Source organism: Janthinobacterium sp. MP5059B (genome assembly GCF_001758645.1).
Taxonomy (GTDB): Bacteria; Pseudomonadota; Gammaproteobacteria; order Burkholderiales; family Burkholderiaceae_D; genus Janthinobacterium; species Janthinobacterium lividum.
The window spans coordinates 83,261-93,940 of sequence record NZ_LRHX01000019.1 but is presented as its reverse complement, the minus strand read 5'-3'; the positions used below and the strand labels follow the sequence as shown (position 1 = coordinate 93,940).

General features: G+C 63.7%; 9 protein-coding genes. 2 read left to right on the top strand and 7 right to left on the bottom strand.

Annotated elements, in window-relative coordinates:
* Positions 1 to 10: 10 nt before the first annotated feature.
* The 3 genes from JAB1_RS23280 to JAB1_RS23270 all read right to left on the bottom strand — a co-directional run bounded on the left by JAB1_RS23280 (position 11) and on the right by JAB1_RS23270 (position 2,418).
* Positions 11 to 1,201, bottom strand: a complete 1,191-nt coding sequence (locus tag JAB1_RS23280) for an acyl-CoA dehydrogenase family protein (protein ID WP_070281975.1) — start codon at positions 1,199 to 1,201, stop codon at positions 11 to 13.
* A gap of 181 nt (positions 1,202 to 1,382) precedes the next feature.
* Positions 1,383 to 1,733 carry a VOC family protein gene (locus tag JAB1_RS23275; protein WP_034781067.1) on the bottom strand — a complete coding sequence of 117 codons (351 nt, stop codon included), beginning with the start codon at positions 1,731 to 1,733 and terminating at the stop codon, positions 1,383 to 1,385.
* Between the two features lie 97 nt (positions 1,734 to 1,830).
* Positions 1,831 to 2,418: a TetR/AcrR family transcriptional regulator gene (locus JAB1_RS23270; protein ID WP_070281974.1), complete on the bottom strand. Its 588-nt coding sequence runs from the start codon at positions 2,416 to 2,418 to the stop codon at positions 1,831 to 1,833.
* A gap of 228 nt (positions 2,419 to 2,646) precedes the next feature.
* On the opposite strand from JAB1_RS23270, the gene JAB1_RS23265 reads away from it, so the two are divergent.
* Positions 2,647 to 3,783 carry an MFS transporter gene (locus JAB1_RS23265; RefSeq protein WP_254672234.1) on the top strand — a complete coding sequence of 379 codons (1,137 nt, stop codon included), beginning with the start codon at positions 2,647 to 2,649 and terminating at the stop codon, positions 3,781 to 3,783.
* A 12-nt stretch (positions 3,784 to 3,795) separates the two neighbouring features.
* On the opposite strand, the gene JAB1_RS23260 is transcribed toward JAB1_RS23265, so the two are convergent.
* The 3 genes from JAB1_RS23260 to aceE form a co-directional block, all read right to left on the bottom strand.
* Complete coding sequence (locus tag JAB1_RS23260) at positions 3,796 to 5,385, bottom strand: TrkA C-terminal domain-containing protein (protein WP_070281972.1); 1,590 nt, start codon at positions 5,383 to 5,385, stop codon at positions 3,796 to 3,798.
* Positions 5,386 to 5,616: 231 nt separating this feature from the next.
* A complete protein-coding gene (gene gstA, locus JAB1_RS23255) occupies positions 5,617 to 6,237 on the bottom strand; it encodes a glutathione transferase GstA (RefSeq protein WP_034781063.1) in 621 nt (206 codons plus the stop codon).
* A gap of 17 nt (positions 6,238 to 6,254) precedes the next feature.
* A complete protein-coding gene (gene aceE / locus JAB1_RS23250; protein ID WP_070281971.1) occupies positions 6,255 to 8,930 on the bottom strand; it encodes a pyruvate dehydrogenase (acetyl-transferring), homodimeric type in 2,676 nt (891 codons plus the stop codon).
* Between the two features lie 133 nt (positions 8,931 to 9,063).
* Between aceE and JAB1_RS23245 the strand changes: the two genes are divergently transcribed.
* Positions 9,064 to 9,555, top strand: a complete 492-nt coding sequence (locus JAB1_RS23245; protein ID WP_034781061.1) for a MarR family transcriptional regulator — start codon at positions 9,064 to 9,066, stop codon at positions 9,553 to 9,555.
* Here JAB1_RS23245 and JAB1_RS23240 read toward each other — a convergent pair.
* On the bottom strand, positions 9,540 to 10,646 hold the full coding sequence (locus tag JAB1_RS23240; protein WP_070281970.1) for a hypothetical protein: 1,107 nt from the start codon (positions 10,644 to 10,646) through the stop codon (positions 9,540 to 9,542). The genes JAB1_RS23245 and JAB1_RS23240 overlap by 16 nt on opposite strands.
* Positions 10,647 to 10,680 lie beyond the last annotated feature (34 nt).

Genomic DNA, 10,680 nt, shown 5'->3' with positions numbered 1-10,680 from the left:
TCCTTCTGGCTTACAGGCCCAGGATCATCTGCGTGATGATGTTTTTCTGGATTTCATTCGAGCCGCCATAGATCGATGTCTTGCGGTAATTGAAGTAGTACGCGGCCAGCGGCGCGGCCAGGTCGTCGCCGCCAGCGCCGTGCGGCGCGCTGCCGTCAAGGAATGCCGGGTCGAACGGCAAGGCTTGCGGGCCGATGGCTTCGACCATCAGTTCCGTCAGTTGTTGCTGCAGTTCCGAACCGCGCACCTTCAGCATCGATGCCTGCGGTCCCGGTCCCTTGCCTTCTTCGCTGATGACGCGCAAGACCGTCATTTCCAGCGCCATCAATTCGATTTCCAGGGTAGCCACCTTGGCCGCAAAGGCGGGATCGTGCAGCAGCGGGGCGCCGCGCTTGCTCTGCTGCATGGCCAGCTGCTTGAGGAAAGTCAGCTCGCGCTTGGAGCGGCCCACGGCGGCGATGCCCGTGCGCTCGTGCCCCAGCAGATACTTGGCGTAGGTCCAGCCCTTGTTTTCCTGGCCGACCAGGTTGCTGACGGGCACGCGCACGTTATCGAAGAAGACTTCGTTCACTTCATGTTCTTCATCGAGCATGATGATGGGGCGCACGGTGATGCCCGGCGTTTTCATGTCGATCAGCAGGAAACTGATGCCTTCCTGCTTGCGCACCGTGCTATCCGTGCGCACCAGGCAAAAGATCATGTCCGCGTGCTGGCCCAGCGTCGTCCAGGTTTTCTGGCCATTCACGATGTAGTGGTCGCCGTCGCGCTGGGCCGTGGTTTTCAGGGAAGCGAGGTCGGACCCGGCGCCCGGTTCCGAATAACCCTGGCACCACCAGTCGTCGCAGTTCAGGATGCGCGGCAGATAGTAGGCTTTTTGCTCGGCGTTGGCGAAGGCCATGATGACGGGCGCCACCATGTTGATGCCGAACGGCAGGATCGGCGGCGTGGCGGCGCGCGCGCACTCGTCTTCCCAGATGTGGCGCTGCACGGACGTCCAACCCGTGCCGCCATGTTCGACGGGCCAGGCCGGCGCGGCCCAGCCTTGTTGCGCGACAATCTTGTGCCAGCGCACGTAATCGTCGCGGTTCAGGCGCAGATGCTGGCGCACCTTGCGCTGCAAGTCCGCCGGCAAATGGGTGTCGAGGAAGGCGCGCACCGTGTCGCGGAAGGCGCTCTCCTCGGCCGTGTAATGCAGGTCCATGTCTGTCTCCTTGTTCTTATCGGTTGCCGTGATGACTGCACGCAAGGAAGCTCAGCGCACAAAAAAGCACGACCGTTCTCAAGGATTGTACAACAGATTGGGAGGCGCGCCAGGCCTTTTACAAGGCTGGCGCGCAAGGGAAGCGGGTGGAATTGGCTGACTGCTGGCCTTGGGACCGCGTCTAGGTGTGCGACAGGATATTAATGAGCTTGCCGAAAGGGTCGCGCACGAAAAACCGCCTGACACCCCAAGGTTCATCGGCAGGACCATATTCAATGGGAAACCCTGCTCCACGCATGCGTGCCAATGCGGCATCCACGTCATCGACTTCAATGGAAAGGTCGGGCACAGCGGTATTCGAGCCGCCTTCCGTCGCGAAGCTCACTTGCACGCTCATCTCGCTTTGCGAACCATACGTCATGATCCAGCCGTGGTCCATCAACAGGCTCAGACCCAGCACGTCCTGGTAAAACGTCCGCGCCAGGCCCGGATCCGACGCCGGGAAATTTGCAACGATACGCTTGACTTGCATATTTTTCCTCCATGTCTATATAAGTCCAACCCTGCTCAATATCGCCCTCCACGTCTCCAGACGTGTCCGCTTCTGGCGTGATGGCCACTTGACGCGATTACTTGTCAAGCAACATCCCCCGTAACAGCAATTCCAATGCCGCCACTCCTTTTATCAGGCGCACATTGCCTTCCTCACCTTCTGCGATCCAGAACGCCGCTTCTGCCAGACTGCCGTAGATCAGCGAAGCCAGTGCTTCTGGGCAAGCGTCGGCCACGATGCCTCGGTGAATCAGCTGCTGGATAAGCTTTTGCATCGACTCGAGGCAATGGCGCTGCGAGTCCGGTGAAGCGCCACCGAGGACCGCCCTCGCATCGCGTAAGACGATGCGCTGAATTTCCGGTTCCAGGGCCATCTCCAGATAAGCACGGCAGCGGCTGCGAAAGCCTTCCCACAAGTCTTCGGCGCTGTCGGAGATGGCTTGCAGGCGGCCATCCATTTCCGCGTCGATCTGTTCGACCACCGCCAGCAGCAAGCCCTTCTTGTCGCCGAAGTGATGATACAGGGCCCCACGCGTCAGGCCGGCCTGCGCGGTAAGGTCGTCCATTGACGTGTCGGCATAACCGCGCTCGCTGAACACTTTGCGGGCCGTGGCCAGCAACGATGCTCGGGTTTCTTCCATTTCCACACGGGTGCGGCGAACCATTGCTTCCTCCTTGCATACGTAGCGCATGATCGTTTACATACAGTGCGTATGAATATATACTATTCATACGCACTGTATGTATTATCACTGCGACGTATCTCCATTGCAAGCAGGGCATGCGCCGTTTATCGAATGATCACATGAAGGATATGAACCATGAGTACGTCTGCCTGCGCTGCCGCACAACCCCGTGTCCGCCACCCTTGGCTGGCGGTCTGCGCTGTCGGCATGGCCACCTTTTCGGTCGTGACGACGGAAATGCTCCCGGTCGGCCTGTTGACGCCGATTGCTGACACCCTGGGCACCTCCACGGGAACCGCCGGCCTGATGATCTCGCTGCCAGCATTGCTGGCGGCCATGTTCGCGCCGCTGGTCGTGGTCGCATCGGGCAGCCTGGACAGGCGCAATATTCTCTGTGGTTTGCTGACACTATTGGTGATCGCGAACATTGCCTCGGCCCTGGCGCAGAACATGGTGTGGATGCTGGCTGCCCGTGTTCTCGTCGGGTTTTGCATGGGCGGCATCTGGGCCATCGCCGGCGGCCTCGCTTCCCGCCTGGTTCCTGCGCGCTCGACCGGCCTGGCAACGTCGATCATCTTCGGTGGCGTGGCGGCCGCTTCCGTACTGGGCGTGCCGCTAGGCGCACAAATCGGCGACGTTGCAGGATGGCGCTGGGCCTTCGGCGCCATGGCGCTGTTCAGCAGCCTGGTACTGGCGCTGCATCTGGCCGTCATTCCCGCACTGCCGGCTGCCGGTGTGGCGACCTTGCGCCAATTCGGCAAACAGCTGCGCAACAGGCAGTTGCAAGCGGGGCTGTTTCTGACCCTGTTGCTGGTGACCAGCCATTTCATGGCCTTTACCTTCGTGCGCCCGCTACTGCTGTCCATGTCGGGATTTGATACGCAATGGCTGGGCGCGCTGCTGTTTGCCTATGGCTGCGCGGGCATCATTGGAAACTTCCTGGCCGGTGTCGTGGCGGCGCGGCGCACGGCGACTACCATCGTCGCCATCTCGGGCGGCCTGCTGCTCACGCCGCTGCTGTTCCTGGCTATCGGCGACTCCGGCATCGGCGGCGGCGTGGTGTTGCTGGCCTGGGGACTGGCCTACGGTGGCGTATCGGTCGGACTGATGACCTTGATGATGAAGGCGGCGCCCGGGACCGTGGAGATCGTCGCCGCGCTGTATGTCGGTGTCTTCAATATCGGCATTGCGCTCGGGGCGTGGACCGGCGGCCAGGCCGTGGACAGGCTGGGCCTCTCAGCCAACCTGTGGCTTGCCGCAGGATGCGCCGCTGCCGCCTTGCTGCTGTCTTTTGGCATCCGCTTGGTTGACGCCGACAAGCAGCCTGGCCCTGCAAGAGACTGACTGTGGCCGCAATCAGCCGTACAGATGCAGCAGCACCTGCACGGCAACGATCTTGACGATGGTCATGCTGGGGAAAATCATCGCGTAACCGAGGTTCGGACGGTCCGACTTGGCCAGGCGGTTGGCGAACACCAGCACGGCCGGGTTGCCCGTGGCGCCGGCCGCGATACCCAGCAATTCGGGAAACGGCAGGCGCAGGAAGACCTTGCCCAGGATCACGACAAGGGCCACCACCACCAGCACCGTCACGGCGCCCAGCGCCAGCATGGGCAAGCCGTCGGCGCCCACCTGCTGCACGAAGGGCAAGCCGGACGCCATGCCGACGGAAGCGAGGAAAATCGTCAAGCCATAGTTGCGCATCACCAGGTTGGCCGACAGCGGCAAGCGCCAGCTGATCCGGCCCACCCTGCCCAGGCGGCCCAGGATCAGCGCCATCACCAGCGGCCCGCCGGCCAGGCCCAGGCTGAACGAACCGATCCACGGCAAGGGGATCGGTACCAGGCCCAGCAGCACGCCCAGCACCATGCCCATGCCCAGAGAGACATAGCTGAACTCGGCCGTGGCCGTGATGGAATTGCCGAACAGCTTGCGCACATCGGCCGCATGTTTCGCCGGCGCAATGGCCATCACCCTGTCGCCGAATTCCAGTGTCAGGAAGGGATGCGGCAGGATCATGGCGTCGCCGCGGCGTATGAACGCAATCTGCAGGGGGAAGTCTTTCGCCAGGTTCAATTCGCCCAGGGGCACGCCGACGATTTCCGCGTCCGACACGAACACTTCCGTGCCGTCGAACGCGCTGCGGTCCTTCATCAGCCGGCCCGGGTCCAGGTGGCCCAGCGCCGTGCGCGCCGCTTCCACGCCCGCCACCGTGCCCGACACCATCAGCGCGTCGCCCACGCCGAGCACGAGGCCCGGATCGGGCAAGCGGTTCTGGTGGCCCTGGCGCACGCCGATCACTTGCACGCCCGCCAGGGGACCATCGGCCAGTTCGGACAGGGCCGCGCCCGCCAATGTTGCTGCATCAATGGTAATTTCCGACACGACGATGGGCGCCGGCGGCGGCGTCAGCACGGGTTTTAATATGCGCCCCGCTAGGTACAGGCCCAGCATGGGGCCGACGACGCCGAACGGGTACGCGACGGCATAGCCGACGGCCGCGTCGCCATTGCCGTGCGACGCTTCCAGCGCCGCCTGCAAGGCAGCCGTGCTGGTCATGGCGCCGGCAAACACGCCGCTGGCCATGCGCAGAGAAATGTCAATCCACTGCCCGCCCCAGACAGACACGGCCAGGCCGCCCATGACGGCAATAAAAGCGATCAGATTGTGTTTCTGCCCCGCACCGCGCAAGCCGGCGAAAAACTGCACGCCATACTGCACGCCTATGCCATACAGGAACAGCAGCAGGCCGATGGAGCCGACCATCGGCGGCGGCACGGAGCCGGGAGCAAACGCGCCCAGCGCCAGCCCCGCGAACAGCACGCCGCCCACGCCCAGAGAAAAGCCGAACACGCTGATGCGCCCCAGCGCATAACCGGCGCCGATGACGAGAAACAGGGCGAGAATGGGCGTGGACTCCAGCGTGTGGCGAAATAATTGAAGCATCAGGCAACCTTGGTCTGGGGAAGGCCCAGTTTAGCATGCACAAAAGCAACACGATGGCGATGATGACAAGCAAGCGTGCGCGGGTTTGTACCTGAAAAACGGGCAAAAAAAAGCCCGCTATGGAAGCGGGCTGAATCTAATTCCTGTGAGGAAGTAGAGGAGACAGGTGAATGATGCCGCATCGCAGCATATCATTCCAATTGCATGTTGTGATGATGGAAATATGATTTATCAATATCTGCCCTCCTCCTCGCGCAGCGCCTGGCGCACGGCGGGACGCTCACCGACGCGCTCGATCAAGCGCCTGACTTGCGGGAAGGCCGACAGATCCACCTGCGTATGCGCCGACCAGCCGAGGATGGTGTACAGATAGGCATCCGCGATGGAATAACGCTCGCCCAGCAGATACGGCCCGCCGGCCGCCAGTTGCCGCTCGACGTAATCGAGGCGTGCGGCCAGGCGCGAGCGGGCCACGTCCTGCGCCTGCGTGCCGTATTCCGGGTGAAACAGCCAGGGGCTGAACACCTTGTGCAGCTCGGTGGCAATAAACCCCAGCCACGATTGCAGCTGCACGCGTGCCAGGGAACCCGGCGGCGGCGCCAGGCCGCTGTCCGGCGACAGATCGGCCAGATATTGCACGATGGCCGTACCCTCCAGCAAGACGGTGCCATCGTCCAGCACCAGCGCCGGCACGTACAGGTTCGGATTCACTTGCGCGTAGTCGGCGCCCGTTTCCGTGACGCGTGGAATCTTGCGAATATCGACTCTTTCCAGTTCCAGCGCGATGCCCGCCTCGACGGCCACGATGTGCGGCGACAGGGAACACGTGCCCGTTGCGTAATACAGTTTCATGATTACTCCTCGAAAAGTTACACGGACGCGGGATCAAGTTTTTCCACGTCGATGCCGTATTTGGCGATGGCTACGCCAATCTTGTTGCGCGGCAGCTGGCCCCCGTCAGCCAGCGCCGTCAGGGCGGCCAGCACGATGAAATGGCGGTCCACCTCAAAGAAGCTGCGCAAGGATTCGCGCGTATCGGAGCGGCCGAAGCCATCCGTGCCCAGGGCAACGAAGCGCCGGTCGTGCACGAAGGGGCGCACCTGGTCCGCCACGATCTTCATGTAATCGGTGGCGATCACCAGCGGGCCTTGCCGGCCGGCCAGGCATTGCGCGATATATGGCACGCGGGGCGCGCTGTCCGGATGCAGCATGTTCCAGCGCTGCACGGCCAGGCCGTCGCGCCGCACTTGCGTCAGGCTGGTGGCGCTCCACACGTCGGCGGCCACACCGAAATCCTGCTGCAGCAGCACGCTGGCGGCCAGCACTTCGCGCAGGATGGAACCGCTGCCCATCAGCTGCACGCGCGGCGTGGTTGCCGTGGGTACTGCCGGGCTTTCCTGCAGCAGATACAGCCCCTGCAGGATGCCCGCCTCGGCCCCTTCCGGCATGGCCGGGTGCGGATAGTTTTCGTTGAGCAAGGTGATGTAATAGAAAATATCCTCTTGCTCGGCAAACATGCGGCGCATGCCGTCGTGGATGATCACGGCCAGCTCGTAGGCATAGGTGGGATCGTAGGAAATACAGTTGGGAATCACGGACGACAGCACGTGGCTGTGGCCATCGTCGTGCTGGAGTCCCTCCCCCATCAGTGTCGTGCGTCCCGACGTGGCGCCCAGCAAGAAGCCGCGCGTGCGGGCATCGGCCGCCGCCCAGGCCAGGTCGCCCACGCGCTGCAAGCCGAACATCGAATAGAAGATGTAGAACGGGATGGTGGCCAGGCCATGGTTGCTGTAGGACGTGCCGGCGGCGATCCAGGAGGAAATCGCACCCGATTCGTTGATGCCTTCCTGCAATATCTGCCCATCCTTGGCTTCCTTGTAATAGCTGAGCTGGCCCGCATCCTGCGGCGTGTACAGCTGGCCCAGGTAGGAATGGATGCCGATCTGGCGGAACAGGCCTTCCATGCCGAAGGTGCGCGATTCGTCGGGCACGATGGGCACGATGATCTTGCCCAGGGCAGGGTCTTTCAGCAGGGTGCCGAGGATGCGCACGAAGGCCATGGTGGTGGACGCGCCCCGCTCGCCGCTATCCTTGAGCTGGGTGGCGAACGCGGACAGCGGCGGTATGGGCAGGGGCGCCATCTTGCTGATGCGGGCCGGGATGTAACCGCCCAGCTGTGCCCGGCGCGCGGCGAAATAGCGCGCCTCCTCGCTGTCCGGCGCCGGTTTCAGATAGGGCATGTCTTCCAGCTGCGCATCGCTGACGGGCAAGGCGAAGCGGTCGCGGAACGCGCGCACGGCGTCGGCGCTCATCTTTTTCAGCTGATGGTTGATATTCTGTCCTTCGCCCGCCTCGCCCATGCCGAAGCCCTTGACGGTCTTGGCCAGGATCACGGTGGGCCGGCCAGTCGTGCGCATGGCTTCCGCGTAGGCCGCGTGGACTTTTTCGGGATCGTGTCCGCCGCGCGTCAGCTGCCAGATTTCGTCATCCGTCATGTGCGCCACCAGCGCCAGCAGTTCCGGATACTTGCCAAAGAAATGCTCGCGCACATACGCGCCATTCTGCGACTTGAAGGTCTGGTAATCGCCGTCCACGCATTCCATCATGCGCTGACGTAACAAGCCGCTCGTGTCGCTCTGCAATAAAGCATCCCAGCCGCCGCCCCAGATGACCTTGATGACATGCCAGCCCGCCGCGCGGAAGGTGCCTTCCAGTTCCTGGATGACCTTGCTGTTGCCGCGCACGGGGCCATCCAGGCGCTGCAAGTTGCAGTTGACGACAAAGATCAGGTTATCCAGGCGCTCGCGGCCGCCCAGGGAAATGGCCGCCAGGGACTCTGGCTGGTCCATCTCGCCATCGCCGAGGAAAGCCCACACCTTGCGCCCCTGGTGCTCCTTCAAGCCGCGGTACTCGAGGTACCGCATGAAACGGGCCTGGTAGGCGGCCGTCAGCGGCCCCAGTCCCATCGATACCGTGGGGAATTGCCAGAAATCCGGCATCAAACGGGGATGCGGATACGACGACAAGCCCTCGCGGCCCGCTTCGCGGCGGTAATTGTCCAGCTGCGCTTCCGTGATGCGGCCTTCCAGATAGGCGCGGCCATAGATGCCGGGCGCGGAATGGCCCTGGATGTAGACCAGGTCACCGGCAAACTGGTCCGTATGGCCGCGGAAGAAATGGCTGAAGCCGACGTCGTACAGCACGGCCGCCGACTGGTAGGTGGCGATGTGGCCGCCCACGTTCGAGTGCCTGGCAGCGCGCAGCACCATCACCATGGCGTTCCAGCGGATGTAGGCATTCAGGCGGCGCTCGATGGCCAGGTCGCCCGGATAAGCGGGCTGGCGCGCCGTGGCGATGCTGTTGGTGTAGGCGGTGGTGACGCGGCCGGGCATGCCGCCATGCTGCGCGGCGTCATGATCGACGAGCTGGTCAAGCAGGTAGTGGGCGCGCGGACGCCCTTCCACGGCGACGACGGCTTGCATCGCCTCCAGCCATTCTTTGGTTTCCTGCGGATCGATATCGGGTACAGCGAGGGATGGGGTCATGGCAGTCTCCTGGGGGTGGCATTCATCGTCATGATCGATTGCCATTGCAATCATTGCATTTGCAATCGTTATGCCGGCCATTGTATCGCGCTATAATTGCATTTGCAACTGTGATCGATCTGGAGGAATACCGATGTCTGCAACTGAGCCTGCAAGCAAGTCCGCAACCGCGCCCGACCTGTGGTTTTCATTCGTGCGCACGCACCGTTTGATGATCCGCGAGATCGAACGCCGTCTGGCGGCGGCCAAGCTGCCCGTGTATGCGTGGTATGACGTGCTGTGGGGACTCGAAAGCGGCCCGGACGGTTCGCGCCGCATGCATGAACTGGCCGATGCGCTGGCCATCGAGCGCTACAACCTCACGCGCCTGGTGGACAAGCTGGAAACGGACGGGCTGGTGACGCGCACGCGCTCGATGGAAGACGGACGCGCCGCCTTTGTCTCCATCACGGAAGATGGAAAGATCCTGCGCAAGCAAATGTGGGCCGTGTACCAGGCCACGGTGGCCGACCTGTTCCTGGCGCAATTTGACAGCGGCGAGCAGCAGGACTTCAGCGCCGCCCTCGCACGCGCCGCCGAGGCGGCCCGCGGCGCAGGCCAGAGCAAGGTTCAGAGCAAGGCGTAGCGCCGCAGCGCGTAATCGACGAACTGCACCGGCAGCGCGCCATCGTCGGCCAGGGCTTTCAGCGCGGTGACGGCTAGCCATGGCGCACTCGTTTCCATCCGGGTATCGGCACCGACGGCGATGAAGCGCCCGCGCACGCAGCCGCCGATCTGGCTCGCGATATGCTGCCCATAGCCGGTGACGGCGATGACGGGCGCGGCACTGTCATCGAGGCAACGCCGCACATGGGCCAACCTTGGCGTGGCGCGCGGGTGGAGCAGGTTCCACTGTTCCGCCGCCTGCGCATCGCGCGCCAGGCGCGTATAGCTGGGGCAACTCCAGACTTGCGTGGCAATATCCCAGTCCTCCTTCAGCAGGCGGGCGGCATCGGCAACGACGGCCAGCATCTTCCCCGCCCCGCACAGACGCACCCGGCCTGGTGCAGGGCCCGGCGGCGACACGCGGTACATGCCCAGGCTGGCCGCTGCCGCATCGGCAGCCGACAAGGGCGCCGCCACCGCATCTTCATCTTCATCATGTGTGGCCAGGTAGTAATAGCCAGGCTGCTGTTCCAGGTACAGCGTTGCCAGTGCCGAGCGCAGGATGGCGCGCACTTCCTCGCCCGTCGCCGGGTCGAACGGCATGCAATTGTGCTGCGCGGCCAGCCAGGCGGGCAGCGCGGGGGGCACGCCTTTCGGCCAGTGCGAGGCTTGCGTTTCCGCATCATTACAGACGATGCCACGCTCACCCGACTCGGCCAGCACCGCGCGCAAGGCCGGCAGCGAGGCGGGGCTGCACAGGTAGAGCAGCGGCTTTTCCGCCTGCGTCGCGCCATGCCGGTAGCGGACAGCCCAGGCACCTGCGGACGCTCCCACTTCCCAGGCGTCGCCGTCCGAGAACGGCGGCGCGTGCGTGCCCACCTTGCGCATCCGCGCCACCACGGCGCCGCCCTGCTTCAGGCTGCCCGCCATGGCGCCCAGCGCGCGGCGCGGCGAAGCATGTACCAGTGGCAAGCCCGACGCCGGCGCCAGCGCGGCCATGCAGGCATGGGCGGCACGGCCCGTTTCGCCGCCTGGCAGTGGAGAATGGGGAAATAAATCGGGTGACTGCATGGCGGCTCCTGTTTCTGTATCGCTTGCGCAAGGC

Excerpts from the sequence above, each read along its gene's own strand:
- gstA (WP_034781063.1), bottom strand. The coding sequence starts at position 6,237 with ATGAAACTGTATTACGCAACGGGCACGTGTTCCCTGTCGCCGCACATC.
- aceE (WP_070281971.1), bottom strand. The coding sequence starts at position 8,930 with ATGACCCCATCCCTCGCTGTACCCGATATCGATCCGCAGGAAACCAAA.
- JAB1_RS23280 (WP_070281975.1), bottom strand. The coding sequence starts at position 1,201 with ATGGACCTGCATTACACGGCCGAGGAGAGCGCCTTCCGCGACACGGTG.
- JAB1_RS23275 (WP_034781067.1), bottom strand. The coding sequence starts at position 1,733 with ATGCAAGTCAAGCGTATCGTTGCAAATTTCCCGGCGTCGGATCCGGGC.
- JAB1_RS23270 (WP_070281974.1), bottom strand. The coding sequence starts at position 2,418 with ATGGTTCGCCGCACCCGTGTGGAAATGGAAGAAACCCGAGCATCGTTG.
- JAB1_RS23260 (WP_070281972.1), bottom strand. The coding sequence starts at position 5,385 with ATGCTTCAATTATTTCGCCACACGCTGGAGTCCACGCCCATTCTCGCC.
- JAB1_RS23265 (WP_254672234.1), top strand. The coding sequence starts at position 2,647 with ATGGCCACCTTTTCGGTCGTGACGACGGAAATGCTCCCGGTCGGCCTG.
- JAB1_RS23245 (WP_034781061.1), top strand. The coding sequence starts at position 9,064 with ATGTCTGCAACTGAGCCTGCAAGCAAGTCCGCAACCGCGCCCGACCTG.
- JAB1_RS23240 (WP_070281970.1), bottom strand. The coding sequence starts at position 10,646 with ATGCAGTCACCCGATTTATTTCCCCATTCTCCACTGCCAGGCGGCGAA.